The organism is Lacinutrix sp. YIN62 (assembly GCF_057219185.1).
The window spans coordinates 136959-163114 of record NZ_JBXVVH010000007.1; the positions used below are offsets into that span (position 1 = coordinate 136959).

23 protein-coding genes and 3 pseudogenes are annotated in these 26156 nt (G+C 30.7%); 13 read left to right on the plus strand and 13 right to left on the minus strand.

What is annotated here, in order from left to right; all coding sequences use genetic code 11:
• Positions 1-185: 185 nt before the first annotated feature.
• The 7 genes from AC2D8I_RS06610 to AC2D8I_RS06640 all read right to left on the minus strand — a co-directional run bounded on the left by AC2D8I_RS06610 (position 186) and on the right by AC2D8I_RS06640 (position 5763).
• Positions 186-1775 carry a glycosyl hydrolase family 18 protein gene (locus AC2D8I_RS06610; protein ID WP_484705204.1) on the minus strand — a complete coding sequence of 530 codons (1590 nt, stop codon included), beginning with the start codon at positions 1773-1775 and terminating at the stop codon, positions 186-188.
• Between the two features lie 383 nt (positions 1776-2158).
• Positions 2159-3169 (minus strand): SPFH domain-containing protein, encoded by a 1011-nt coding sequence (locus AC2D8I_RS06615; RefSeq protein ID WP_484705205.1) that lies wholly within the window; start codon positions 3167-3169, stop codon positions 2159-2161.
• A gap of 2 nt (positions 3170-3171) precedes the next feature.
• On the minus strand, positions 3172-3750 hold the full coding sequence (locus AC2D8I_RS06620) for a hypothetical protein (RefSeq protein WP_484705206.1): 579 nt from the start codon (positions 3748-3750) through the stop codon (positions 3172-3174).
• Positions 3751-3768: 18 nt separating this feature from the next.
• Positions 3769-4305 (minus strand): hypothetical protein, encoded by a 537-nt coding sequence (locus tag AC2D8I_RS06625; protein WP_484705207.1) that lies wholly within the window; start codon positions 4303-4305, stop codon positions 3769-3771.
• Between the two features lie 51 nt (positions 4306-4356).
• Complete coding sequence (locus AC2D8I_RS06630; RefSeq protein ID WP_484705208.1) at positions 4357-5154, minus strand: hypothetical protein; 798 nt, start codon at positions 5152-5154, stop codon at positions 4357-4359.
• Complete coding sequence (locus AC2D8I_RS06635) at positions 5154-5357, minus strand: hypothetical protein (RefSeq protein WP_484705209.1); 204 nt, start codon at positions 5355-5357, stop codon at positions 5154-5156. Before AC2D8I_RS06635 ends, AC2D8I_RS06630 begins: the two co-directional genes overlap by 1 nt.
• Before the next feature lie 10 nt (positions 5358-5367).
• The gene (locus tag AC2D8I_RS06640) at positions 5368-5763 is read right to left on the minus strand and encodes a hypothetical protein (RefSeq protein WP_484705210.1); all 396 of its coding nucleotides are present in this window, start codon (positions 5761-5763) and stop codon (positions 5368-5370) included.
• Between the two features lie 549 nt (positions 5764-6312).
• Between AC2D8I_RS06640 and AC2D8I_RS06645 the strand changes: the two genes are divergently transcribed.
• The 11 genes and pseudogenes from AC2D8I_RS06645 to AC2D8I_RS06695 form a co-directional block, all read left to right on the plus strand.
• Complete coding sequence (locus AC2D8I_RS06645) at positions 6313-8160, plus strand: tetratricopeptide repeat-containing sensor histidine kinase (RefSeq protein ID WP_484705211.1); 1848 nt, start codon at positions 6313-6315, stop codon at positions 8158-8160.
• Positions 8157-8870 carry a LytR/AlgR family response regulator transcription factor gene (locus tag AC2D8I_RS06650; protein WP_484705212.1) on the plus strand — a complete coding sequence of 238 codons (714 nt, stop codon included), beginning with the start codon at positions 8157-8159 and terminating at the stop codon, positions 8868-8870. The genes AC2D8I_RS06645 and AC2D8I_RS06650 overlap by 4 nt, the downstream gene beginning before the upstream one ends.
• A gap of 236 nt (positions 8871-9106) precedes the next feature.
• A complete protein-coding gene (locus AC2D8I_RS06655; protein ID WP_484705213.1) occupies positions 9107-9820 on the plus strand; it encodes a glycosyltransferase family 2 protein in 714 nt (237 codons plus the stop codon).
• Between the two features lie 3 nt (positions 9821-9823).
• The gene (locus tag AC2D8I_RS06660; protein ID WP_484705214.1) at positions 9824-11041 is read left to right on the plus strand and encodes a hypothetical protein; all 1218 of its coding nucleotides are present in this window, start codon (positions 9824-9826) and stop codon (positions 11039-11041) included.
• Between the two features lie 129 nt (positions 11042-11170).
• Positions 11171-11902, plus strand: a pseudogene (locus AC2D8I_RS06665) (transposase).
• 81 nt (positions 11903-11983) lie between these two features.
• Positions 11984-12565, plus strand: coding sequence for a hypothetical protein (locus AC2D8I_RS06670; protein ID WP_484705215.1), 582 nt, complete (start codon positions 11984-11986; stop codon positions 12563-12565).
• 337 nt (positions 12566-12902) lie between these two features.
• Positions 12903-14324, plus strand: a complete 1422-nt coding sequence (locus AC2D8I_RS06675) for an SDR family oxidoreductase (protein WP_484705216.1) — start codon at positions 12903-12905, stop codon at positions 14322-14324.
• 240 nt (positions 14325-14564) lie between these two features.
• Positions 14565-16325: a serine hydrolase gene (locus AC2D8I_RS06680; RefSeq protein ID WP_484705217.1), complete on the plus strand. Its 1761-nt coding sequence runs from the start codon at positions 14565-14567 to the stop codon at positions 16323-16325.
• 413 nt (positions 16326-16738) lie between these two features.
• Entirely contained in the window at positions 16739-17017 is a 279-nt protein-coding gene (locus tag AC2D8I_RS06685) for a hypothetical protein (protein ID WP_484705218.1), read from the plus strand.
• 68 nt (positions 17018-17085) lie between these two features.
• Positions 17086-17373, plus strand: a complete 288-nt coding sequence (locus tag AC2D8I_RS06690) for a hypothetical protein (protein WP_484705219.1) — start codon at positions 17086-17088, stop codon at positions 17371-17373.
• Positions 17374-17398: 25 nt separating this feature from the next.
• Positions 17399-17551: pseudogene (locus AC2D8I_RS06695) on the plus strand (IS110 family transposase); the annotation flags it as partial.
• A 383-nt stretch (positions 17552-17934) separates the two neighbouring features.
• Here AC2D8I_RS06695 and AC2D8I_RS06700 read toward each other — a convergent pair.
• Both AC2D8I_RS06700 and AC2D8I_RS06705 read right to left on the minus strand, forming a co-directional pair.
• The gene (locus tag AC2D8I_RS06700) at positions 17935-18567 is read right to left on the minus strand and encodes a T9SS type A sorting domain-containing protein (protein ID WP_484705220.1); all 633 of its coding nucleotides are present in this window, start codon (positions 18565-18567) and stop codon (positions 17935-17937) included.
• A 1010-nt stretch (positions 18568-19577) separates the two neighbouring features.
• Positions 19578-20834 carry a leucine-rich repeat domain-containing protein gene (locus AC2D8I_RS06705; RefSeq protein ID WP_484705221.1) on the minus strand — a complete coding sequence of 419 codons (1257 nt, stop codon included), beginning with the start codon at positions 20832-20834 and terminating at the stop codon, positions 19578-19580.
• A 336-nt stretch (positions 20835-21170) separates the two neighbouring features.
• Between AC2D8I_RS06705 and AC2D8I_RS06710 the strand changes: the two genes are divergently transcribed.
• On the plus strand, positions 21171-22154 hold the full coding sequence (locus AC2D8I_RS06710; protein WP_484705228.1) for an IS110 family RNA-guided transposase: 984 nt from the start codon (positions 21171-21173) through the stop codon (positions 22152-22154).
• Positions 22155-22206: 52 nt separating this feature from the next.
• Here the strand turns inward: AC2D8I_RS06710 and AC2D8I_RS06715 are convergent, their stop codons facing one another.
• Together AC2D8I_RS06715 and AC2D8I_RS06720 are read right to left on the minus strand one after the other, a co-directional pair.
• Complete coding sequence (locus AC2D8I_RS06715) at positions 22207-22641, minus strand: type II toxin-antitoxin system death-on-curing family toxin (RefSeq protein WP_484705222.1); 435 nt, start codon at positions 22639-22641, stop codon at positions 22207-22209.
• The gene (locus AC2D8I_RS06720; protein ID WP_484705223.1) at positions 22641-23669 is read right to left on the minus strand and encodes a DNA-binding protein; all 1029 of its coding nucleotides are present in this window, start codon (positions 23667-23669) and stop codon (positions 22641-22643) included. The genes AC2D8I_RS06715 and AC2D8I_RS06720 overlap by 1 nt, the downstream gene beginning before the upstream one ends.
• Positions 23670-23737: 68 nt before the next feature.
• Here AC2D8I_RS06720 and AC2D8I_RS06725 point away from each other — a divergent pair.
• Positions 23738-24322: pseudogene (locus AC2D8I_RS06725) on the plus strand (IS110 family transposase); the annotation flags it as partial.
• 47 nt (positions 24323-24369) lie between these two features.
• Here the strand turns inward: AC2D8I_RS06725 and AC2D8I_RS06730 are convergent.
• Both AC2D8I_RS06730 and AC2D8I_RS06735 read right to left on the minus strand, forming a co-directional pair.
• Positions 24370-25779 (minus strand): Fic family protein, encoded by a 1410-nt coding sequence (locus tag AC2D8I_RS06730; RefSeq protein WP_484705224.1) that lies wholly within the window; start codon positions 25777-25779, stop codon positions 24370-24372.
• The gene (locus AC2D8I_RS06735) at positions 25769-25981 is read right to left on the minus strand and encodes a helix-turn-helix domain-containing protein (protein WP_484705225.1); all 213 of its coding nucleotides are present in this window, start codon (positions 25979-25981) and stop codon (positions 25769-25771) included. Before AC2D8I_RS06735 ends, AC2D8I_RS06730 begins: the two co-directional genes overlap by 11 nt.
• Positions 25982-26156 lie beyond the last annotated feature (175 nt).

Consider the following 26156-nt stretch of genomic DNA (forward strand, 5'->3'; position numbering starts at 1 on the left):
TCGTCAGTCTTTATGAGTAGACTAATTTTACAGTGGAAGTTATTTTATTATGCGTGTTGTTTTTTATAATATAGAAAAGGGCTACGAATACTTATGCTTAAAAGCAAAATGATTCGCAATCCTTTTTCTTCTTTTTAGTTACCCAAATGTATAAAATGCGTTATGTTTTAAGTGCTTTTGTAATGTTACTCTTTAATAAATTTAATAGTGTTTCCATTTTTAAACTTAATAAAATAAGTGCCTTTTGTTAACTTTGTAAGATCAATTTTTTCATTATCTGAAATATATTGCTTTATAATCTCTGTTCCAATAAGGGAGTAAATTTTTATTTCTTCTATTGTTTTTAAACCTTTTACTTGTATAAAGTGACTTGATGGAATGGGATATATTTGTATGGTATTATTTGAATGATCTTCAAGAGACAAAGTCGTACAGTTATCTCCTTCGTTACATTCACTATCTAGGGTCCAAACAGGGTTAATACTTGGAATTTCATTAGGGTTCGCATACCATTGATTATGCCATATTTTACAGTCATAAAAAACTTGAGTGTTTGGTGTAGCATAAGCGTTATTGGCGTTGTATTCTTGTACGCCACAAAAGGTGTCGCCGCCGCCACCACCACCGTCGGAGCCACAGCCTTCAGAGCCACCTTGATAAGGTGATAAAGCATAATTGCTTGCATTTTGAATCGCATTTGCGGTAGAAGAGCCGGTTAAAACTAAGGCGCCTACATTCATATAAGAATATGCTGAACTGTTAAGAGTAGCGTTTTCAAGAAGTATTTGCCAAATCATAAGCCCATCATTATTATCACTCCTATCTGGATGTTGTTTTATGTGATTGGCTAACGCAGCAACATTTGCATGAGTATATTCATAATAAGGGCCCCATGGTTCGTTTGGGTAATGTACGCCTGCAGCAATTAAAAAGCCATAACTTTCGGCATAATGCGCAAAGGCGTCATACATTATAGAGCGGTTAATGCTTCCTCCGGCATTGTAACCCTGGTATGCTACTAAATCAATTTTATCTCCAACACTTTCAAAAACAGGAATCATATGCCCTGTAGCAGAAAAGCCGAAAAGGTTTATACCATTGGTCGTCGCCGATCCAACATAAAGGTTAGTGTCACTTTCGCCTGTTAATGTATTTCTATTAGAAAAAGCATAAGGCGAATTCGTGTCATCATTCACTACGCCTCCTAAGGCGCCCACGCCGCTAGGTGCACAAGCTAATATATAGCCTTCACTGCGGGGCATTATCGCTCTGGAGTTATTGAAAAAATCTATAAAATGTTGAACATTTGTTGCGTTTCCAATATTAGCAAAAGAGCCATTGGGTTCAAAGTCCCAATCAATACCTGCAAACCCCATATCGTCAACGAGGTCTTTTATAGCTTGATAGTTAATGTTGTAAGCATCTGGAGAACCCCAGTAAGTTTCTCCTCCAATAGATAAGATAACCTTGATGCCTTTGTCTTTTAAGGCCGAGACACTTTCTTTTAGAGTGCATCCTCCGTAAGGTGTTTGTATGCCGGTATTTGAAATGTCGTAAGATCCTAAAGTGTATTCTAAATTGGGTTTTGCAAACGATAAGAAAATATGGTTTACAAAGTTAGGGATGTCTCTAAGTTTAGAGCCTTGATTTGTGTCGGTCCATGTTTCAGACCAAGAAGGAAAGTATCCTAATATGACACGGTCATTGGTTTGTCCGTAAATAAATTCTACAGACATTAAAAGTGTAATAAGGGCTAAGTTTCTGATTTTTTTCATTGTTATAGGGGTTTAAATTTGGGTATTTAATACTGCAATATTAACAATAATTTGATTTCGATATAAAAACAGGAAAATTTTTTGCTTGATTTGGTGTTATTTCGATTTGAAAGACATTAAAATGGAGTGTTTTTAATTGTTTTTTTGAATGTTATTAAGTAGCTTAAAACTATTGTTTTAGGGCGTTCTGTTGCGGTTTGTTTTTTAGCTCAAAAAGAAAAGTTTCAAAACTTCTTTATCTAAAATATTACTTTTAAGAAATGTTTTGAAACTTATCATTTTTAATAACAGCATGTTATCTAAATTCTATTTGGTTTGTCATTTTGTGCTTAAAAAACTGTATAGAAATAGTTGCTGATTTGATAGTGTGTTATCGTATAGGATTACATTTTATCTAGAATATTTTTCTTCTTCTCAGTATATTCTATTTCGGTGATTAATTCCATTTCAAACATTTCTTTAAGTGCTTTGAGCTGTTCCATTGGCGTTTTTTGAACTGGTTGATTTTGGTTAGTTGGGCTTTGACTTGGTTGCTGGTTTATAGTATTACCTAAATTTAAGCCTGTTAATAATCCCATTGAAGCGCCAACGGTACCTTCGTTTTTTGCGGCATCTTTCATCGCTTTTAAGCGTTGTAATTCTGCATAATCAATACCTGCTAATTTTGCGGCCTGTACTTCGGCATGAATATCGCTAATACCTGCTATACGCTTATTTGTTTCACTGTCAAAAGAAGTGCCTTCGATTCTGAAATCTAAAAGATTAAAACCTAAGGTTTTAAAAATAGAGAGTGTGTGTGCTTTTGCGTCTTTGGCAATGACTTCAATATTGGCATCAATCTCTGTGTAACCGAATTTAGCATTTGCTAAGTAGTTTGAGATGGGTTGCGTAATTCTGGATAAAAATAGGTCTTGTAGTTCAGAACAATCGTAATCTTCCATGCCGCCCACTATGTTAGTGAAAAAGGCGCGAGGATCCTCAATTTTTATAGAGTAATTGCCAAAACCTCGAAGGTTTACAGGAAAGCTATATACCGGATCATTATAAGTTATGGGAATTCGAGTACCCCAACGAATATTAGTAATGTCGTTATTTTTAAAAAACCATAAGCCTACTTTATGTTCACTTTCAAACGCATTCATAAACTTTTTAAGCGTTGTAATAAAAGGCTTGTTTGTTGTTTTTAAATTATAGAGACCTTCTTCTTGAAATACAGCTTCAATTTTACCTTCAAAGGTGAAAATACAGCCTTGACCAGGTTGTATTATTAATTTTGAAGCATTTTTTAATTCATCGCCTCTATTGGTGAAACGATGAAATATTTGCCAAGGTTCAGGGGTTTCCCATTGAATAACCGATCGTAATTGGTTCTTTATTGCGTTTTTTAGTCCCATAATTAAAAATCGATATCCTCACTTAAATTAATTGCGCTTTCTTTATAATGTGCTGTCCAATGGTTTTCCCATTTATGTCTTATAGCACTGGCTTCATCATAGCGTTTTCTATATTCTTCTGGGTTTGTTTTTACAAGGTTTGCATCCATGTATTCATTATTCCATTTCATATAATGCATATTCAATTGTCCCCATTTTTGTAAGTTAAGTCCATTTTCTTCTATAACAGTAACTGTGTTTATACCGTGTTGTGAAGCAATGCTTTGTTGGTAAAATATTTTTTGATAAGCATTCCAATCAGGGACTTTTTGTAGTAGGTCTTCTATCGCTGTTATATCCGAATCTGCATCTGCAAATTTTCCTACTTTAGGATTGGCAAAAATGTCTCCATATTGTGTGGCTACATTCATATCTACTGCCATTAAATCGCCAAGTTTAGCGGTCCATTTTTCGGTTGTTTCTTGCCATACGGGTAATTCGATACTTAATACATCGCAAATTTCATTTTCACTCATTCCTTGGGCAAGATGTGCACAAGCTGCAGCCCAATTTTTAAAATCCACTCCGTTAATCGTTTCCATAATTATATTGTTTAAATATTAAAAATTAATATCTGATGATAAGTCTAGTTTTTTGTTTTTATAAAAAGCGGCCCAGTATGTTTGCCATTTGGTTGTACTGCTTTGTATTTGTTTTTGTAATTCTAGTTGTTGTTCTTGCGTTCCGTTTTTGTAAATATGTGATTCATATACTAGGTTTTCTGTGATTTGTTTTGACCAATTTTCCCAGCTAATATGATGGTGTTTTTCTAAAATGCTTAAAAAATCAATACCGTATTTTTGAACTTCTTCAGTGTGGTAGAAAATTTTGTAGTAAGTATCTAAATCAAATTCTTGCGAATGTTGTGGTTTTAGGTGCGCGAATTTGCCAATATAGGGTTGCTTATATACTTCGCTAAATTTTTTGCCCACTTCAGTATTGATTGCCATTAGCTGATTCCACTCATGCATTGCTTGATGCCATATAGGACGTTCGATTTTAAGGATGTCTAATAATATTTTTTCATTAATCCCTTGATTGATTAAAGCCGATGCTGCAGCCCAATGCTCGATGTCTATTCCGTGAATACTATCCATCGTTTTTTTATTTTTATTTTATTCGCAATTAACTTGTTGTAAATTATGGTTTTATGTTGTTTCTTTCTGGTGTTTGTTTTTATGGATTTCAAACTCTTTTTGCTTTCGCTGGATGTCATCAATTAAACGTTCTGCAGCACTTGGTTTTAGTTTAATACGTTCTTTAAAATAGGTTTCCCAATAAATGAAATAAGCTGTTTCGTAGTTTGTCCATTGCGTCTCTGTATGCTCCTCTGTTCTCGTATTTGTAATGTCTTCAAGCGTTTTATGCATTTTATCATTTAAGGGTAAAAGCTGATAGGCAACAATATTGTTTATTATATTCCACCCTATTTGTAAGAATTTGGTTTCTGGCTCAAAGGTATTTGTTGAGCTACAGGCACTACAGGTAATATACTGTGCTCTAAATAGATTTTTAACTATTTTTATAGGAGCACCACATTGGCTACAATTAAAGTTTTGATTTGATATTTGAATTGCGTGATCATAAAACCGCTGAGATAGTTTTCCTTCTAAAACTATTTCAAAACGGTTCATTCTTTCTACTAGATGGTTGGATAGCTTGTTTGCCTTAAAGCCTTCTTCTGTATAAAAATAATCCCCTTGATCTACCGTTTGCATTTGTGGCCTTACGGTGTCTTCCCAAGTTTCATTTATCTTGGTGCGAAGGCCATCAATTTGCGCCTTCATTCCTTGCCAAGAACGAAATACTGTGTAATAGTCATAATTGGTGTCTTCTAATTGGGTCAAGCAAGCTTCTTCGGCTTGCTGTAGAGATGCTATATAGCGCGATTCTATTTTAGATAGAAAGGTATCCCAACGTGAAATTAATGCTGCTTTTGTTGCCATTATGCATCGGGTTTTATGTGTTCGTTAATGTCCATAAACTTAGAACTACAATAATTACAAGTGGTTAAGTTGGTGTTTTTAGGTCTTGGAGCACCACAAGTGAGACATTGTATAGTACTCACTGTAGCGCTTTCTTTTACGGAGTCCCACTTTTTTTTAGTGTTTTCTGAGTTTTTGGTAATCTTTTTAAAAGGATTTCCCATTTAATTTTGACTAGAAAATAATAGATAGTACGCCTAAGACTATTAGAATAACACCAGCTGGCACTTGGTATTTTAATAATTTTAAGCGTAAAGCTTGACCTTTTTCTTTAGCCGTTTCGTTTTTTTCTAGTAAATACTTTGAAATAAGTCCGTATCCTAAAATAAACCCAACAATAAACTCTACTATGGCTGTAGCTAATCCTATAATCCAATAGGTGCTAAATGACGTTAGATGTAAAATAGATTGAATAATTCCCCAAGCGCCCCAAAAGGCAAGAATAATACCGATCCAACCTTGGTATGGTGTTAGTTTGTCTATAAGCTCTTTTGCATTAGGTTTTTTAGCGATAATAATTGATGAGGATGCTAAGACTCCTCCTAAAATAGCAATAATTGCTGTAATCATAATATTGGTTTTTGTTAATTTATACTTCAAATTTGGGCATAAATGATTGTATTTTAAAATCTAGTTATTATTCGTTGAAGTATAATTACTATTTGAATTTTACTTGTTGTTTTTAGGTGTATTTAGACCTTCTAAATTAAGGGAGCTACACACTACAGCATCTAAAAATAAAGTATACGCTATTACAAATCTGTTATAATTAAATCTTGTGGTGTTTGTATGAGGGTTTAAAGGGCTTGTAATACCTTAGTAAAGTACAGTTGTTAACTAAAGAGCGGTTTAATATTAGTAGATAATATGCATTATTGATGGCGTATTTTACATTGTGTATGCTATATAAAAAAACACTTAGTCTGTAAAATAGACGACTAAAGTCGGATTTGTTTTTTTGAAATAAAGGGCAACGCAATTTTTATATTTGATCTGTTGTTAATCTAATTTATTGATAGTCAGACATGGGTCTAATGGTGAGGTGATTTGATTAAAATATTAAAATTTAAATCACTTTAATCTTAAGAAATTCTCTTAATTTATTTTATAAATTTGCTTATGATTTTTACTAAAAATTATGTTTTAATTTTTATTCTATCCTTCTGTTGTAGTACTCTTATTGCACAAGAAATTAATTTTAAAAAGGCAGATTCATTATTTAAAAAAAAACTTTATAAAGCTTATGTAAATGAACTTCAGCAAATTGTTAAATCATTAGAAAGGAGTGATTCTAAAGAAGCTATATTAAGAGTTAATAAAAGCCTTTTAGAGTATTATAAAGTTTTCGACTTTAATAAAGATTCTATTCAAAAATTTTATAATAAAGGCATTCGCCTTTCTAAGGTATATAATAATGCAGAGTACGTCGCTAATTTTAATTTTATATGGGCAGATTACCAAGTAAATTTAGGGAATTATACTAAAGCTCTCTCTTTATTTCAATCTTTAGAGGCTACTATAGAAAAAAACAACTACTCTTTTCTGCCTTATTTTTATGACTCTTACGCGCATTTGTTTTATTATTTAAAAAAGTATGATAATGCATTTGAGTTTCTAAAAAAAGAAGCAAAGATATTTAAGCAACGAAAAGAGTATAAAAGTATTGCTGCTGTTTATAATAATTTAGGAATTATATACAAATCTCAAAACGAAATAAGTTCTTCGCTTTACTATCATGAAGAGGCTCAAAAAATAAATTTAAAGCTAAAGGATACCATTAGTATTATTAAATCCTATAACAATATTGGGCAAACACATTTTGTTAATAATGATTTGCTTAATGCTGAAAAATATTATTTGTTAGGCTACAATTTTGCGCCAAGTAAAGCTACTAGCAGTTTACTTAATAATTATGCGATGTTACTTTTTATTCAAGGTGAAAGCTTAAAAGCAGAGCGCTTTTTATTAAAGCTAAAAAAAGAAAGTCAGAGTAAGGAGATGATAAAGAGTGCGTTAACGCAATTGGTTACTTTAAAAAAGAGAGCGCGTGATTTTGAACAAGCATTTGTATATCAAGAAGAGTTAAATGTAGTCTCTAGAGCGTTGTTAGATGAAACTAAAGTAAAAGAAATTGAACGCTTGCAAATAAGTTTTGAAACCACTAAAAAAGAACAAGAAATACAAACGTTACAAGAAAAAAATCAAACACAGCAAATTATTATTCAAAAAAATAAATGGCTTGTAGCTATTGTTATTATACTCTTTTTACTAACTGTTTTTATATTTATTTTGATCTCAAGGAATAGAAGTAATCTGAATAAAATTAATAAGTTGCGAATGCAGCAGCTTTTATTGCGTTCACAAATGAATCCTCATTTTATTTTTAATGCGTTGTCTAATATTCAAACAAATATTCTCAAGCACGAAAATGAAAAAGCTGTAAAATACTTGGTTAAGTTTTCTAAGTTATTGCGTTATAACCTTGAAAGTACAAACCTTAATACTGTTTTATTCTCAAAAGAAATTCAAACCATTACCGATTATTTAGATATGCAAAACTTGAGGTTAGATGATGTGCTTCAATATGAAATTCAAATAGATAAATCTATTGAGCAAGATCTAATTACCATACCAGAAATGATGCTGCAGCCTATTATAGAAAATGCTATTGAGCACGGTGTAGAAGGTGTTGAGAAACCAAAAATAAAAATCAATATCATTGATAAAGAGACCTACTTAAGATGTGTTATTACAGATAATGGTATAGGGTATTCTAATACTCTAAAAAGGGAAGGTGTTTTTAAAAAATCAATTGCCACAAAAATTATCCAAGAGCGATTGCATATTTTATCGAAGAAAGTGAATTTTAAATTACATTATTCTATAGTCGATTTAGAAGAAGGTACTGGTACAAAAGTAATGATTGATTTGCCTATTTTAGAAGATGATAAAACCGAAACTTTATGAGAGCAGTTATTGTAGATGATGAAAAGCAAATTAGAGACGGTTTAAAAATTTTATTGTCTCAAATTGATGGAGTAGTAGTGATTGGGGAAGCCTCAACAATTATTGAAGCTAAACAAGTTATAGAGCATTTACAACCCGATTTAGTATTACTAGATATCCAGTTGAAAAACAAAACAGGTTTTACAATGTTGGATTCATTGCCTAAATTAAATTTTAAATTAATTTTTGTTACTGCTTATAATGAATATGCGATAAAAGCTTTTAAATATAATGCTTTTGATTATTTATTAAAACCCATAGACCCAGAGGAATTGTATGCGACCATTGCGCGATTAAAACAGAAAAATAATACGAGTACAAAACAAATACAGTTACTAAAGCACAATGAAAATCTAGAAAAAATTGTGGTTAAAACGAGCAACCAAGTTTATATGTTGTTATTAAATGAAATTCTTCGCTGTGAAGCAGATCAAGGGTATACACATTTTTATATGAAAGATGGCAAGCATATTTTAAGTTCTAAAACGCTTAAAGAATATAATAACCTTCTCCCAAAAGCGCAGTTTGTAAGAGTGCATCAAACACATTTGGTTAATTGGCATTATGTAGTTTCTTATAATAAGAAAGGAATTCTTACGCTTCAAAATGAGGAAGAAATACCGGTTTCTGTTAGAAAACGCCATTTTATTATGACACTTTTGAAGAAATAAAGCGTTGAAAAATAATAGCTTCTTCAATTGTTTTGCCCTGTAAAATAAGAGTAATCTTTTAAATTTCGATTATGCATAAAAACGACAAAGTCACCTATAAACTTACCTAAATCAGAAGAGATACCAAAATTTCTAACCGAAGAACAATTCTTTCTTTTTTATGCCAAATAATAGCAAAGCTTTCCTAATTTTACCAAAACAAATCAAGGTTAATTCAAATAAAGACCTAATATATAATGCAAATAAACATACTATCTATAATTATACCTACTTATAATGAGGCGAACACTATTCATAAAATTTTAGATAAAATAAAAAAAGTTCAACTTATAAACGATATAGACAAAGAGCTCATCATTATAAATGACTATTCTTCTGATAATACTAAAGAGGTTATTTATGATTATATAAAAAGTAATCCTGAGATGCATATTACCTATTATGAACATAAATTTAATAAAGGAAAAGGTGCTGCATTACAGACCGGAATAAAAAAAGCCACAGGAGAAGTACTTGTTATACAAGATGCAGATTTAGAATATGATCCTCAAGAATACAATGACTTACTCAAACCAATCGTTAATGATTTTGCAGATATTGTTTACGGTTCACGTTTTATGGGAAGTAAACCTCATAGAATTTTATTTTTCTGGCATACCATCGGAAATAAATTCCTTACTTTTTTATCAAATATGGCTACAAACATGAATTTAACAGACATGGAAACATGTTATAAAATGTTTAAGGCTGACATTATTCAAAACATAAACCTTAAAGAAAATAGATTTGGATTTGAACCTGAAATCACTGCTAAAATTTCAAAAATAAAAGGGATACGAATTTACGAAGTAGGTATTAGCTATTACGGTAGAACGTATGAAGATGGTAAAAAAATAGGTTGGAAAGATGGACTAAGAGCTATCTGGTGTATTATAAAATATAATTTCTAATCAATGAAAACTTATAAATCATACCTGTTTTTACTCCCATTATTTATCCTTTACATTATAATTGCATTACTTTTTATAGATAATGAATTAGCTGGCGATCAAGAAAGATACCTTATATATGCTAAAAACTTACTAAATGGTAATTACGCTATTGATGGGCCTTTGTTTTTGTGGAACGGCCCAGGTTATCCAATCATATTAACAATTTTTATTTATTTGGACCAATCAGTTGAAGTATTAAAAAGTTTAAATGTTTTTTTTCTTTTTTTTGGTATTGTCTTTTTTTATAAAACTTGTACAGAGTATTTCAATACAAAACAAGCATTAATTTTTAGTTACATTTTAGGCTTATATTACCCCAATCTCCTTTTTTCTTTACGATTTATTCTAACAGAAGGTTTTTCTTTTTTTTTAGCATGTGGTCTATTATATTTTTTAAACAACTCTTTAAAAAAGTCTTCAAAAAGCAGCTATACATTAGCCTCCTTTTTTTTAGCATTTTTAATATTGACTAAAGTAGTATTTGCTTATGTAGTATTTGCTCTAATTGTGTTTTTATTACTTCTCATGTTATTAAAAAAATATGTAAAAGAAACTTTACGAGTAATAATCATTTGTCTTTTTGCAAATATAATGACATTGCCTTATCTATTTTACACTTATCATTTAACTAATAAATTCCCTTATTATGCCAACTCTGGAGGTCAATGTGTCTATTGGTTAAGTACCCCATATGACAATGAAGAAGGAGAATGGGTTTGGGTTAATAATTCTTTTAAAAAACAGCCACAATACAATAACCACGGTGCTTTTTTGAACTCAATAAAAGAGTTAAAGCCTGTTGAAAAAGATTATGCTCTCAAAGAAAAGGCTTTTGAAAATATAAAAAACCACCCTAAAAAATTTCTTAAAAATTATATTTCAAACATTAGCCGTCTATTTTTAGACATTCCTAATAGCTACACTTATCAAGAATTCTCCTTTATTTTACTAGCTATCCCCAATAGTTTTATTTTTGTATTCTTATGTCTCAGTATGTTTTTAACTATTCTATACAGAAATAGAGTATCTATAAACATTTTAATTTTCGCGAGTTTTTCAGTTATATATCTTTTTGGTAGTTCTCTTTTGTGTGCATACTCAAGAATGCTATTTCCAATTTTACCTTTTGTTTTTTTATGGATTTTCTATATGGTGAACTTCTGGAGGACTCCAGATTAAAAAACATCAAAGAACTGAAATAAATAACAAACTAAAGCCCTCCTTAATATAGAGGCGGTTTATATTTTGATTTTTTTTTATTGAGTTAACTATTTAATTTCTGTAAATTATTCCATTAAAATAATGGTTATAGAAATATTTGAAGGACAAAGTATACTGAGTTTTATAAAAAAACTACCAAATGATGAAGCCTGTAAAGTATATTTAGCAAAAATAAAAATAACAAAATGGCTTTACCTGTATGAAATAGGTTACTCTAAAGGCTGTGAAAAAGCGGATTGTAATTATTATTATTATTATTGTTACGGTTGTCAGTATGTGGAAAGTGCTACAGCTAACACATTGTTTCATAAGGTTAAGTTTGGCTTGCAAAAAGCCTTTTGTGTTGTTTTTGAAATGTCAACGAATAGTAAAATTGCCTCGAGTATTCAAATGAGCAAGCGTTTTAATGTTCGTCAATGTACAGCAAATAAAACGAGTTTACGTAAAGTCTATTAATGACTATTCTGCTAAATCATTAACTCCTATTTTTGAAGAACATATAAGTGAAACAGCACAAATAGTTGCTGATAAATGGAGCGGTTATGCCTCTTTAAAAGAAAAATATAACATTGAGCAAAAATTAAGTAATCAAGGGAAGAATTTTAAAGAATTACATATTGTAATAATGCAAATTAATCTTGATTAAGAGCTATACCAACTCATGTGAGCAAATGGCATATTCAAGCTTATTTCGATGAATTTTGTTTTAGAATAAACAGATCTCAATTCAAGAAAAGTATTTTCCATAAAACCATAGAAAGAATGGTGATAGTAAAATTTATATTTTATAAAAATATCAAACAGATGCTAAGCGTATAACACAATAAAAAGAATACTTACTTTTTTTTATTAATTTCACACCCATCAATATTAATTAAAAGTTTAACCAAAACAATTAAAATGAAAAATTTCCTTTACCTCTTAATCTTTTCTTTTCTTTCCTTTTCTTGCTCTGATGATGACAATGATGATAACAATGTAGCTCCACCAGAAATAACTAACAAATTCGTTATTAATGGCACAGATTACCCCATTATTAACGCAATTTCTTATACTGAATTTAACGGTCCCTCTCAAGATTTTTATTATTTTGACATCTCCTTTTTAGGAGCTGGAGTAAACATAGGAACAACTGAAAATTTTACAGGGAATGGAAGTTTATTCGACTCTACCTTTATTAATGAAACTAATACATTTTTAGCTGATGGAGAATATACCTATCAAAACAACACCTCACTAAGTCCTTTCGATTTAGATACTCCTTGGGTTTTTACTAACTACGATTTTGGCCCTTCTCAAGGGACGTACACGTATAACTACGCTTTACAAGACGGTTATTATGAAGGCTATGAATCGGCAACATTTATTGTATCTAGAGAAGGTGAGACTTATACTATTACAGGTTCTGGAACACTAGTTAATGGTATGCCCTTTACACTTCAATATATTGGCGCTTTAGAAGCAGACCCTGAATCGGAATAGACTACAATAGATCTATACTTATAAATTTTATACTGTATCATAACAAGCAAAAGCACTTTTTAAATAGGTACTTTTGCTTGTTTGTTTTTTGCTTCACAATAAAACTAAAAAAACGCATCCTCACTCCTCAAATATTAATAACTCTAAGTTTTAAATATTAACCTCTAAAAAATCAATTTCATTTATTTTATCCCTATCTTTATATATCTCTCTGCTTAACAAGTATATTAAACATAGCGAAATTATTATTAAATCGAAGATTATAAAACGAAAGTAAAACAGACTTAAAGCGTGCTTTAAATGTGTTTTTTCTGATATAAATCCAATATTTAATTAAATGAAAATACTTTTAACAGGAGCCACAGGGTATATAGGCAAACGCATTCTTCCTTTGCTAGTTAATAAAGGGTATCATGTTGTGTGTTGCGTGAGAGACAAATCAAGATTTAATCCTCCAAAATCACTAATAGCAAATATTTCTATAATAGAAATTGACCTGCTAGATGCGCAGTCGCTCACTAAAATACCTAATGACATTGTTGTTGCATATTACTTGGTACATTCGATGTCTTCCGCTTTAGATTATAAAAAATTAGAACAGCAGTCTGCTATTAATTTTCGAAATAGACTTTCAAATACAACAGTCACGCAGGTTATTTATTTAAGTGGCATAATCAATGAGTCAAATTTATCAAAACACCTTTTATCAAGAAAAACTGTTGAAGAAGAATTAGGAAAAGGCGACTACAGTCTTACCTGTTTTAGAGCAGGGATAATTGTTGGATCCGGCAGTGCATCGTTTGAAATAATGCGCGATTTAGTAGAAAAACTCCCTGTTATGATTGCTCCCAAATGGCTACTAACAAAATGTCAACCTATAAGCATAAGAGATGTACAAAGTTTTCTAACGAAAAGCATTCTAAACGAAGACACTTATAATAAAAATTTTGATATCGGTTGTGATGATATACTTTCATATAAAGAAATGCTCCTTGACTTCGCTAAAGTTCGAAATTTAAAGCGTAAGATATGGACCGTTCCTGTTATGACCCCAAAATTGTCTTCGTATTGGCTTTACTTTGTAACCTCAACGTCTTATAAGCTAGCCAGATCTCTAGTAGACAGTATGAAAGTAGAAGTGGTCTGTAGAAATAATGACATTAATAACCTATTACAAATTCAACCCATATCCTACAAAACAGCCTTAACAAAAGCTTTTGAAAAAATTAAAAATAATGAAATTGCCTCTAGTTGGAAAGATTCTTACGCTAGTAGTGATACACATATTAACATCTCTGAATTCATAGCAGTTCCAGAATTTGGATGTTTTAAAGACATCCGCATTAACCCTATTAAAAATCGAGATACAACAATTAAAAAAATATGGCGTATTGGAGGTAAAACGGGTTGGTATTATGCCAATTGGATATGGAAAATTCGTGGAGTTATAGACAAAATATTTGGAGGTGTAGGCCTAAGAAGAGGGCGAACAAATCAAACAACAATATCGGTAGGAGATTCTTTAGATTTCTGGAGAGTTTTATACGCTAACAAAAAAGAAGGCAGGTTATTATTATTTGCAGAAATGAAACTTCCAGGAGAAGCTTGGCTTGAATTTAAAATTGAAGGGGAAAATTTAATTCAAACTGCAACATTTAGACCTTTAGGTTTAGCTGGCAGACTATATTGGTTTAGCGTATATCCATTTCACAACTTTATTTTTCTTGGATTAATTAAAGAACTCTGTAGACATCCTTAATCATTTTTATACATGATATCAGTATGCTACATCAATAGTAAATCTATAAAAAACAACGATACTTAAACACCATTTTTACAAATAGAATACTGAGAATACTTCATAAAACCACATCCTGTTTTTTATCTTTATAAACCACAAAACTCAATAATAGCAACAAATGACATATAGGTGACATCAAAATGTCGCAACAAAGTAACTCCTTTATCAATAATTTTGTACCAAATCAAAACATCAATTATGGAAACTCAATCAATTGCTAAAAACCTAATGTATCAACGAAAACTAAAAGGCTACTCGCAAGAAGAATTATCAGAAAAAACACAAGTTACCGTACGTACGATACAACGCATAGAAAAAGGAGTCGTAAATCCACATCTTCGCACTATAAAATTATTGGCTACGGCCTTAGACGTTGCTGTCGAAGAACTATTAATATTAGAAAACCCAAAAGAAGAAGCGATAATAAAGAAATGGTTAATTTTACTTCACAGTACTCCGTTTTTAGGGTTTATAATCCCATTAGCAAATATTCTATTCCCTTTATTTATCTGGATTCATAAACGAGAAGATAACAAAATCTATAATAGACATGGTATCAAAATTATAAACTTTCAAATCACCATAAGTATTATCTATTTAGTAGCGTTTATAGCGCTATTAACTATTGAAAAATGGGGGGTCATCTTTTTTATATCTATAATACCATTCAGTATAAGTATTATAATATTCAATATTATAAAATCTATTCACTCACAAAAGTGCTACTATCCTTTATCATTCCCATTTTTAAAGACAAAAAAAAAGAAAAAATCCACAAAAATAATAATGCTGGTCTCACTTTCTTTAATATCGCTTTCAAGTTGCACAACTACACAAAACCCTAATATTTCGCGCTTAGATGGCACAGTAATACATAAAGACTCGTTAACAGTTAAAATTGAAGCCTTAAGGAAAGAAGCAAATGTACATGGTGCAACCATTACTATATTTAACGAAAATGAAGTGTCTTACCATAAAAATTTTGGGTTTAGCGATTATGAAAATAAAATAAAACTGAACGATTCAACCAATATATATGGTGCCTCCTTTAGTAAAGCCGTTTTTGCAGTATTGGTAATGAAACTGATAGAAAATAATGTTATCGATTTAGATACTCCGCTAGAATCCTATCTCCCCAAAAAAATATACAAGTATTCACCCGAAACGAAATGGCATGATGACTTCTCTGCTTTAAAAGAAGATAGTTTATACCATAAAATAACGGCCAGAATGTGCTTAAACCACACCACTGGTTTCGCCAATTCTAGATGGTTTGAAAAAGACTACCAGCTACGTGTAAATCATCCCCCAGGAAAGAGATATAGCTACTCAGGAGAAGGTTTTATTTACTTACAGGTTATTTTAGAAAAAATTCTTGGACGAAAACTAGAACAACTAGCTCAAGAAATAATATTTAAACCACTTGATATGCAAAATTCTAGCTATCAATGGAAGTCTAAGTTTGAAAAAAACGTTGCTTATGGCCACAATGCTCTAGGAGAAAAATACGTAAAAGATATCGATAATGAACCAAGAGGCGGCAGTACTTTAGAAACCACTCCTGAAGATTATACGAAATTTTTAACCGCAGTATTAAATCGTAAAATTCTATCAAAAAAATCATGGAACGAAATATTTAAACCCCAAATTAGAATTCGTTCCATTAAGCAATTTGGACCACTAGCTCTTAAAGACTCTAGTATTAATGACAAGATCCAGTTAAGTTACGGCTTAGGTTGGGGAATACTACAAACACCATATGGAATAGGTGTGTTTAAAGAAGGCCACGGCAATGGGTTTCAACATTATTCAATTCTATTTCCTAGTGCAAAAAAAGGAATTATGATTATGACTAATAGCGATAACGGCGAAAGTATTTTTAAAGCTTTATTAGATTTAACAATAAAAGATAACTACACGCCTACCGAATGGGAAAACTACATCCCATATAATAAATAACACCCCAACTACTCATAGATAAAAGGACTACACGAATACATTTTATTTTTGCTAATTATGCTTTACTGCCTTCATCATTTGGTAGTTCTTTTATAAAACTCAGTATACTTTGCTCTTCAAATATCTCCATAACGATTGTTTTTAATGGAATAATTTATTCATTCTTAAAAGCCAAATCAGCGATTTGGCGGTGTTGGTAAATAGTACTGAACATTCTTAAGCCATCGAGCACCCTATTTTCTATAGTATCCATGAAAAAGTAGAAGGTCCAGTATCTTTAAAGTGTTTTAAAACAATAAGATATGGAGGCTGAACAAACTGCTCAATAAAAGTTATACATTGGGATTGGTATTCACAAACGAAGCTAGAAAATACATTGTTCCACCGATTTATTTTCAGGAAAACCTTTTACGATGCCATCACAGCCAGAAGTATTACAGAATTATGTAAATAAACACTTTAGGAATTATGTTGTTACTACGACTTGTGAATCAGATTGTTGTGGCTATTATGCACATCGCTGCTTTGAGATCTATGGCTGGCGATATTTAGTTGTTAATCTAGCAGACATCCATCGAAAAGGAAAAGAAAAATATACTAAGACTGATAAAATAGATACCCAATTAATTAGTAGAGCACTCAAAGATGGTCGATTGGATTGTATTAACATTCCAGAAATTGAAAGCGAATAACTGAGAAGCTTCTTTAGAAGACGAAATGATCTGGTTAAAGATTATAGACGTGTCAAAAGTTATATAAAATGCAGTTACTTTATTTTGGAATAGCCATTCCAGACGAATTTGACAATGATCTCTGGAGTCATAAATTTCGAGCTTGGGTTGATGCCGTCGTTTTTGATTACCCGACGGCTCGAGAAACATTAGATAGCAGAATGCGCTATTTTCGATTCATAGATAAAGAAATAAGAGACGTATCTACAAAGTTGCTTACCTATTGCCGAAAACATTATAATAAAGATTATTATTTATTACGTAGTATTCCAGGAATAGAAGGCATAGTAGTTTGTGGGGTTTTTATGTTAACTTGATGATCTATAGTGTTTTAGCAATGTAAAGTATTTGTTTGGTTACATAGGTTTAGCACCTGATATTCATCAAAGAAGCACAGGCATAACGATGCGTGCTCATCGCTTGATGCGCAGTTATTTTGTAGAAGCCTCTTGGCAAGCCATACGGACCGATCTAGTAATGCAGGCTTATTATTGAAAACATCAGGGCAAGAATGTTAAGAGTATTATCATAAAAGTAGCCGTAAACTCTTAAGTAGAACCCTAGCCGTAATAAAAAACAGAGCTACCATACACTATTGATACATTAAAATAATAGATAACAAATAACAAAGCTCATTAAAAAGTAGTCAGACTTGTATCACAAAACAACGTGGGTGAACTCGTTAAAAAGTATCACATTTTTATAGTAAGTGACCAGGGTATTATAACTTATAATCATAAAAATACTGGTGACGGTCTAGAATCAATGACAAATAGGATGCCGAGCAAGTTATATAGTGTTGAATTGTTGAAAAATAAATATTAACTTTGAAGAATTAGACTAGTGCTTTTCATAGGACACGGTGTTAGCCGTAGTCTTTATTTTTTAAGTATTATTTTCTGATGTAAATTTCCTTTATCAGTATAAATTTTTACAAAATAAATTCCATTTTCTAATTCATTAAAATCGATGCTTTTTTCATTTGTTGTTTTTAGATGTTTAATAAGTCTACCTAGTTCATCAAAAACATCGATTTGTTTTATAAGTGATTGATTTCCATTGAATTGAGTTATTCCGTTTGTTGGGTTAGGAAAAAGTGCATAGTCTCTTTTAGTTAATTCATATTCAGTTGTTGACAAAGTATATTCTACTTCTATAGTTTCATTATCGGTATTTGCAAAATTGTCACAAGTTATTTGAGAAGATGAAAGTATTATATGAACGTTTACAGTATAATTCCCAGTGCTTGAAAGAGGGATTAGAAAATCGTTATCAAATTCAAGAATCGGTAAAGTTTCATCAAACCAATAACATACAGATAAATCTATTATGTTTCCAGTTATTGTGTAATCGTGACTTAAATACCCTGAACCAGTTCCTGAAATAGTTTTAACATTCACATTAATGCCTCCATTAACAATAGTTGTTGACAAATCAGTAATCATAATATTCTGACAATAACAAGATGCGCTTACTACGAAAATTGCGAGACTAATAAGTATTTTTTTCATAATCAATTTTATTAAAATGATGAATTATTTTTTACATTACGGCTAACGGTCCGTGTATGGTGTGTATCTCGGAGGATATGCACTATAGAATTTGTGCCTGTTGCACAAGTTTGTTGCTAAAGATAGTAAAGGAATTTAAAAGCGGCTTAGTTATTTCTTAACTTTAGTTATGCAAGGTAAAAAAGAGTGCCAAGAAAAATTATTTTCTCATTTTCAATGGAGCGAACGCATTCCGAAACACAAGTTTTACCGCAAGTTAAAGCGGTATTACATTTAGAATATGCTTTAATCTAGCCTTTTTATGGCCAAAGTGGTTAGAAAAGTATTGATCCTGTTGTGTTCTTTAAATTATGTTTGGTGGGGTGATTTGGATAAGATTAAATATATTTTACTTAAAATAATCTCTTAAAAGTTTTTTATGTGTTGTAATGGCACACTCTTTTTATGAAGTGGCGTAATAGTGAAGTGAAATGTGTGTAACATGGGGTTTTAGCTAAAAAGGTTAACTAACCGCAATTAACCGCAACTATATAGGGCTTTAATAGGGCTTTAATAGGGAGTATCTATGAAGTAAACATTAACTAAGCATCTGCATGCCCCGTACTAAAATAACTATTCAGTTTATGATATTAAACCGAATAGAATTATACAACCTTAGTTTAGCCTGTTGTAAACTTAAGAGTGTATAGAGCGTTTTAACGACACGTTTAGAGCTGAACGTTTAAATGTGAATTGGTTTCTTTCTTTCTTTCTTTCTTTCTTTCTTTCTTTCTTTGGAAGGGGCTCAAGAAAAATTTGAAAAAATGAAAATAACTCAGATTGTAAAGCGATGAAGCATTTATTTTGTGTTCTAAAACGCTTGTTTAGACCTCAAATAAAGCTGTTAGAACTAATATAATAGGCATCCTAAAATTTAAATAGTGTTGGTTTTAACAAAGTAAAAGCTCCTGTAAAAGGAGCTTTTGAATGTTTTTAGAGGCTTGTGCAACGATTACCATTGTTAGCAAAAGTTATTCAGTTAGCACATAACTATTCTGGTGTTCGTTTTTATATTCTGCTAACCGATTTAAAGTTTTCTTACTTAATGGGTTTTTTGAAATCCATAATTTATGTATAGCCACTTTTTTTGGTATGTGAAAATCCTGAATTGAGTTTTTACCAAGACCTATAAGACTAAAATTAGCTGAATCTGGAAGTTTAATTACCTTCAATTTATTTTCTCTAATAAGCACATCTATCATCTTTTTATTTGAAGTTAAATCTAAAATTTCAATGTTATTTTCATCTAAAGAGAGGTGATCTAAATTTTGATTAGATGAAATATCAATACTATGCAATTCATTTTTGTCTAATTCTATTTTTTGCAATAGCTTATTGATTGATAGCTTTATAGCTGAAATTTCATTATCATTTGCTATTAGTTCCTCTAAACTAATATTCTGTTTTAAATCAATATATTTAATCTTATTATTGCTGATATTTAAATATTTCATTTTTTTAAAATTGGACAAATCTATCTGTTTAAATTTATTTCCTGATATGTTTAGTCCTTCAATGTCTTTAAGGTTTTCAATGTTTAAATTTGATAGTTTGTTGTTACTTACATCAAGTTGTTTGATAAGCGGATTATTGCTTAAGTCCAAAGTCGTTATTTTGTTTCGATTAATTGTAAAGCCTTTTAAAAGTGGACATTTTGTTAGGTCAATCTTAGTTAAAAGGTTTTCGTCAACAAGTAATTGTGTCAAAAACGTATTTTTTGACACATCAATTGTTAAAATTTTATTTCTAAGTAGAAAAGCAGATTTCAATTTAACGTTATTTGAAATATCAATTTCGGTGATATTATTATTTTGAATATCCAAACGAACAAGACTTTTGTTCTTTGAAACATCTAATTCATTAATTGAGTTAAGACCTAAGCTTAGTTCTTTTAATCTTAGATTATTTGACACATCAATGCAGGTTATTTTATTACTTGTTAAATCTAAATATTCTAGATTATAAAAGAATGCAATTTCTTTTACTGATTTAATGCTCTTATCATAAAAATAAAGTCTTTTAACATCTTCCACTTTCTCTATTCCTATTTCAAGAATAGCGTTTTTAAAATTGACATCTTCAAAATCTATGTCTTTTATAAAAACAGGTGGATTTAGTAATTTTTCTTCAGAAAGATTGCAATTAGTATATTGAGCATTTTCACATCCAAATATTAGACTGAAAAGAATAGAAAAAAACGAGATGTAATATGTTTTATATGGTATCATTTTAATTTTTGCTAACGGTTTCGTATAACCGTCAGTTACGGGTTAAATTAGTTATTATATTTGGTTTAAGAACAGCCCTTAGCAATTCCGAGTGGATTCGGACGTAGTCGAATCCGCCGTAATTGCGGTTATACCTCTTAAGTTAGCATTTTATTAAATTAGACACATAATCATAAAGAACTAAAGCACAGAATAAGGTTATGATACACGCAGAAGCTTAAGACTTCGTCAACATTGAAAATCCCTGTTCTTTACTATGTTAAATTCGTTCAGTTCTGTGAAGCTTTAGACTTCGATTTTAAGTTGTAGAATTCACATTAGATTAAGTTCTTTACAATCCTTTTTTTTAGGACTAAAGATATTAAATATTTTGGAATAGATATTAGTAAAGATTTTTTTGATGTCTGCGATAATCATTCGAAGTATTATCAATTTAGTAACAGTATTTCTGGCTTCAAAAAGTTAGTTAAAATATTAGATTCCAATACGGTTTGCGTTATGGCAGCTACAGGTTATTATCATTCTCGATTAGCTTACTTTTTGTTAGCATTAGGTTTTGGAGTAAGTGTCGTTAATCCATTAAAGATTAAACGTTATATCCAAATGGATTTATCAAAAATAAAGACCGATAAGAGTGATGCGAAAATGATTCAGCTTTATGGTAAGGATAGAAATCCTAAGTTATGGGTTGGTCAATCAAGTAGACAGCAAGAGAGTTTGCAGTTATCGCGTATGCTTAGTGTTTACAGTAAACAAAGGACTCAGTTAAAAAATAAAATACACGGCGAATCGGTTTTAGTAAATCCATCAAAAAGTGTTGTTAAGTCTTTAAAGAGAAGCTTAAAGCATCTAAAAAAAGAAATGAAAATTTTAGAAAAAACATTGCAAGAGCATGTGAAAAAAGAACATCAATCATCATTAACTTTATTACAAAGTATTCCCGAAATAGGCAACAAAACGGCTTTAATGTTATTGGTTTTCACAGATGGTTTTCATCGTTTTGAAAGTTCAAAAGCGTTATGTAGTTATGCTGGATTAACTCCAATAATAAGACAAAGTGGAAGTCGTGTAAAAGGACGCCCGCGAATTAGTAAAATGGGGAACCCAAAACTTAGAAGTTTATTATTTATGTGCTCTTTTAATGCCTGTAAATATAACCGGGCATGTAAAGCCCTTTTCGATAGAATAGTGGCTAAAGGCAAAAGTAAAAAACTGGCTTTAATAGCAGTGTGTAATAAGTTACTAAAACAAGCGTTTTCTATCGTTAAAAATGGGGTGCCTTATAACGATGAATATAGCAATGTTTTGAGGTGTAATTAATTGCGTTTTATTTGGTTTTTACCTCAGTACTTTGTTGGCAACTGGCTTTTATTTATTCGCTTAATGCATCTATTATTTTCAATTTCAGCTCTTCATTAAAGTCATCTTCTATTAATATTGAACTGATTATTTCTTGCAGTAGTTCTTTGTCAATTTTATTGTCAGCAACATATACCGCTATGTTCTCCATTTCTATAATGAATTTATCAATGCAGTATTCAATCCCATTGACCTCTAATAAATATGCACCTAAAGCGATTGAGGTTCTTTTATTTCCATCGTTAAATGCGTGAAACTTATTTACGGAAAATACAAGATGCGTTAACTTTTCTTCAAATTCAGGATAATATAGGTCGTTCTGAATATGTTCTAGCACACTCTCAATTTTTCCAATTTCTATAATTCCAGAATTTCCACCAGAATTTTCTATAATAAAGTCGTGAGTTTGAATGGTGTGTTCAATGTCAAAATAAATATATGTTTCCATTATCTATTTTTTAATCTTTTAAATACGTCAATATTGTTTAGAATTCGGTCTTTTAAATCCATACTTTTTTCTCCAAGGAATTTGTCAAATTCTTCTGTTGAGAGATGAGTAATATAATTCTTTAACTTTTCGTGTAAAGCATCCCTGAAAGTCATATCTCTACTAGCCATTAACCCTCTTACTTTTTCTCTTAAAGGTTCATATATAGAATTTGTGAGACTTTCAAATTGGTCGAACAAAGTATTTGTTTCTGATAAACGAAGTTTTCTGTTTGCCTTTTCAGAGTGTTTTTTTAAAAAGTCAGCAAATCCGTTTTCATAACTTGAAATCAAATCCAATACTTCTGAATACATTGTTGATCTAACACTTTCTTTATCTTTTAATTTTAGTATTTGGCGATATTCTTTAGCATCTTCTTTAAAAACGCTCTTGTAAACTTTATTAGTTAGTTGAGCATATTTAAATTTATTAGGTTCAACATATTGGTCAAGAGCATTTGTAAATTCTTGTCTATAATTATGTTCTTTCAAAGCACTAGAAAGAAACTCTTCTTCTCTTTGATTTATGTACTTTGTGTTTCCTCCAAGTTTTTGATTAATTGCATCGAGTACAATGTCTAATATAAAAGCTCGTAGTAATTTTGCCTTTTCACTTTCTGTTAAAATCATTCCAATATTTAGAAATGCACGAAAGGTAAAAACGCCTAAAACCGATGTTTTTTTTAGAGATTCATCTATGGTGCCGACATTTGTGTCGGTACCATATGCTAACTTGAAGTCTTTCAGCCTCTTTCTAGTTAGAATTTCATATCCTGATTCTTCAAATTCTGACTTGTTATTTTCAATATATCTTTCTACAGTTCTATCGTCAATTTCAAAGAATTCAGCTACTTGTTTTTTTGTAAATCTATATTTATTTTCAAACATTACACCTGGAAAAGAAATTTCGTTATAGATGATTTCTAAAGCATAATTATTATTGAGAATATTTCTCCTATGTAAGTCAGATGTTGTTAAATCTTTGTTCATTCTGTAAAGTTACGATTTTTGTTTTTTTCGTAATGTTCGTTAAGGGACATAGTTTACACAAGTTAAAGATTAGGGTTTACAGTAAACAAAGTACTCAGTTAAAAAATAAAATACACGGCGAATCGGTTTTAGGAAATCCATCAAAAAGTGTTGTTAAGTCTTTAAAGAGAAGCTTAAAGCATCTAAAAAAAGAAATGGAAATTTTAGAAAAAACATTGCAAGAGCATGTGAAAAAAGAATATCAATCATCATTAACTTTATTACAAAGTATTCCAGGAATAGGCAACAAAACGGCTTTAATGTTATTGGTTTTCACAGATGGTTTTCATCGTTTTGAAAGTTCAAAAGCGTTATGTAGTTATGCTGGATTAACTCCAATAATAAGACAAAGTGGAAGTCGTGTAAAAGGGCGCCCACGAATTAGTAAAATGGGGAACCCAAAACTTAGAAATTTATTATTTATGTGCCCTTTTAATGCCTGTAAATATAACCGGGCATGTAAAGCCCTTTTCGATAGAATAGTGGCTAAAGGCAAAAGTAAAAAACTGGCTTTAATAGCAGTGTGTAATAAGTTACTAAAACAAGCGTTTTCTATCGTTAAAAATGGGGTGCCTTATAACGATGAATATAGCAATGTTTTGAGGTGTAATTAATTGCGTTTTATTTGGTTTTTACCTCAGTGCTTTGTTGTGTTTTCGTGTTATTTGTCGGTCTGTATTATTGATATTAAATGTTTTGAAATCCCCTTTTGGATTCCGTCTATCATTTCATTCATAAAATATGATTTGTATTCATTTTCTATTTCAAAAAGAATAGTCTTATTTTTCATAACACCATCTCCATTTGCATTGGATTCTGAAATTTTCAACTCATAATTAGATTCTTTTAAATCTAATGAACAAGAAATCTCATAATCCTTCTTCTTCGTAGCAGATTTTAATGATAACATTTTTTTAGTCCATGTTATGTTATTGACTTCATCTTCTTCTAAATCTTTTCCAAATATTTCATATGGTTTTATTTCTACTTCTTTGTCTGCATACATACGAGCAATTCCCATAATTGAGTTATTTACCGTTTTTGTTTTTCGGTATTTGAAATGGTCAATATGAATTTCATTAGAAGTTTCGGCAAAAAAATCACTGAATTTATTTAATAGCTTATTTAGTGGAGACCACAAATCATTATTAATATGATTAATTAGGTCATAACTAACTTTAGGAGTATTGAATATCTTTGTTTGTGTAAGTTTTTCTCTTTTTAAAATTTCTATTTGTTTTTCTATATCTCCTAATTCATCAATATCTTCTCCTTTTCCAGCTTTGATATTAAGTTTTAAAGAAGCAATAGCCTGTTCTTCTACGTATTCAATTAGGGAAACTAAATTTCCTGTGTCGGCCTTTTGTAGAGCTGTTAAATAACTTTCTTTGTCTTCTGATTTTATAATTACCATAGGGTAATTATGCTTTAATAAAATATAGTTCATTAGTAATCTTGAAACGCGACCATTTCCATCATCAAAAGGATGAATACAAACGAATTTATAATGAAATTCTGCAGCTAACTGAACTGGATGGAGCACATCATTTTTTTCTTGATACCAATTTAATAAATCTCTAATTAAAGCAGGAGTTTCTTCTGGAGAAGCATATTCATGTATTTCTCCATTTTTTAATTGAACACTATTTGGTGAAGTTTTATACTGACCTATTTCAATTTTCTTTCGAGTTGGTGTTCCGTTTGGAGAAACAGCATCTTTCCAAAATGAGTTTACAAGAATCGTTTTATTTAACTCTTTTATGAATAACTCAGACAATGGACGTTCGTGATCCTTTGCCATTTCTAGAATTTGTGAAAGAGCAACATCATGAGCTTTCATTTCTTCAATGTCACTTACAGGAACATCTCCTGAACTTTTATCAAAAAAAAGTAAAAGTTGAGTTTGTCCGTACGTTAAAGTATTTCCTTCAAGGTGATTCGAATTATAATTAAATTCAAGTCTGATCTTTTTTTGAAGTTTATTCTGATTCTCTTCAGAGAACGGAATAAGCAGGTCAAGTTCAGACTTTAACTTATTTATCGTTTGTATATTTTTAGTGTTATAATTCATTCTTGCTGATGTTTTTGTTAGAGACAAGAAGGTCTTTTACATCAACCTCTAGTATTTCGGATATTTTGTATAAATCTTCAATACTGGGTTGTCTTCTATTTTGAACATAAGAATTAATCATGTTATAGCTTTTGTCAAGTTTGTCAGAAAGCCAAGTTTGTTTTATTCCTTTTGCTTCAAGTATCTCTTTAATTCTATTCATTAAATATCATATTATGAGATAAAAATACACTATTAAATTTAATTTATCTAGAGTTCTAAGGTTTTTTTACATGTTCGTTAAGGGACATAGTTTACACAAGTTAAAGATTAGGGTTTACACTAAATTAGTTTCTAACCTTGTAGATTGTTGTTTGTTTCTAAGCTGCTTTTCATCA

Excerpts from the sequence above, each read along its gene's own strand:
- AC2D8I_RS06620 (WP_484705206.1), bottom strand. The coding sequence starts at position 3,750 with ATGGAAACGATTAACGGAGTGGATTTTAAAAATTGGGCTGCAGCTTGT.
- AC2D8I_RS06610 (WP_484705204.1), bottom strand. The coding sequence starts at position 1,775 with ATGAAAAAAATCAGAAACTTAGCCCTTATTACACTTTTAATGTCTGTA.
- AC2D8I_RS06635 (WP_484705209.1), bottom strand. The coding sequence starts at position 5,357 with ATGGGAAATCCTTTTAAAAAGATTACCAAAAACTCAGAAAACACTAAA.
- AC2D8I_RS06660 (WP_484705214.1), top strand. The coding sequence starts at position 9,824 with ATGAAAACTTATAAATCATACCTGTTTTTACTCCCATTATTTATCCTT.
- AC2D8I_RS06675 (WP_484705216.1), top strand. The coding sequence starts at position 12,903 with ATGAAAATACTTTTAACAGGAGCCACAGGGTATATAGGCAAACGCATT.
- AC2D8I_RS06705 (WP_484705221.1), bottom strand. The coding sequence starts at position 20,834 with ATGATACCATATAAAACATATTACATCTCGTTTTTTTCTATTCTTTTC.
- AC2D8I_RS06615 (WP_484705205.1), bottom strand. The coding sequence starts at position 3,169 with ATGGGACTAAAAAACGCAATAAAGAACCAATTACGATCGGTTATTCAA.
- AC2D8I_RS06735 (WP_484705225.1), bottom strand. The coding sequence starts at position 25,981 with ATGAATAGAATTAAAGAGATACTTGAAGCAAAAGGAATAAAACAAACT.
- AC2D8I_RS06700 (WP_484705220.1), bottom strand. The coding sequence starts at position 18,567 with ATGAAAAAAATACTTATTAGTCTCGCAATTTTCGTAGTAAGCGCATCT.
- AC2D8I_RS06670 (WP_484705215.1), top strand. The coding sequence starts at position 11,984 with ATGAAAAATTTCCTTTACCTCTTAATCTTTTCTTTTCTTTCCTTTTCT.
- AC2D8I_RS06720 (WP_484705223.1), bottom strand. The coding sequence starts at position 23,669 with ATGAACAAAGATTTAACAACATCTGACTTACATAGGAGAAATATTCTC.
- AC2D8I_RS06685 (WP_484705218.1), top strand. The coding sequence starts at position 16,739 with ATGCCATCACAGCCAGAAGTATTACAGAATTATGTAAATAAACACTTT.
- AC2D8I_RS06680 (WP_484705217.1), top strand. The coding sequence starts at position 14,565 with ATGGAAACTCAATCAATTGCTAAAAACCTAATGTATCAACGAAAACTA.
- AC2D8I_RS06625 (WP_484705207.1), bottom strand. The coding sequence starts at position 4,305 with ATGGATAGTATTCACGGAATAGACATCGAGCATTGGGCTGCAGCATCG.
- AC2D8I_RS06650 (WP_484705212.1), top strand. The coding sequence starts at position 8,157 with ATGAGAGCAGTTATTGTAGATGATGAAAAGCAAATTAGAGACGGTTTA.
- AC2D8I_RS06730 (WP_484705224.1), bottom strand. The coding sequence starts at position 25,779 with ATGAATTATAACACTAAAAATATACAAACGATAAATAAGTTAAAGTCT.
- AC2D8I_RS06645 (WP_484705211.1), top strand. The coding sequence starts at position 6,313 with ATGATTTTTACTAAAAATTATGTTTTAATTTTTATTCTATCCTTCTGT.
- AC2D8I_RS06690 (WP_484705219.1), top strand. The coding sequence starts at position 17,086 with ATGCAGTTACTTTATTTTGGAATAGCCATTCCAGACGAATTTGACAAT.
- AC2D8I_RS06630 (WP_484705208.1), bottom strand. The coding sequence starts at position 5,154 with ATGGCAACAAAAGCAGCATTAATTTCACGTTGGGATACCTTTCTATCT.
- AC2D8I_RS06655 (WP_484705213.1), top strand. The coding sequence starts at position 9,107 with ATGCAAATAAACATACTATCTATAATTATACCTACTTATAATGAGGCG.
- AC2D8I_RS06715 (WP_484705222.1), bottom strand. The coding sequence starts at position 22,641 with ATGGAAACATATATTTATTTTGACATTGAACACACCATTCAAACTCAC.
- AC2D8I_RS06640 (WP_484705210.1), bottom strand. The coding sequence starts at position 5,763 with ATGATTACAGCAATTATTGCTATTTTAGGAGGAGTCTTAGCATCCTCA.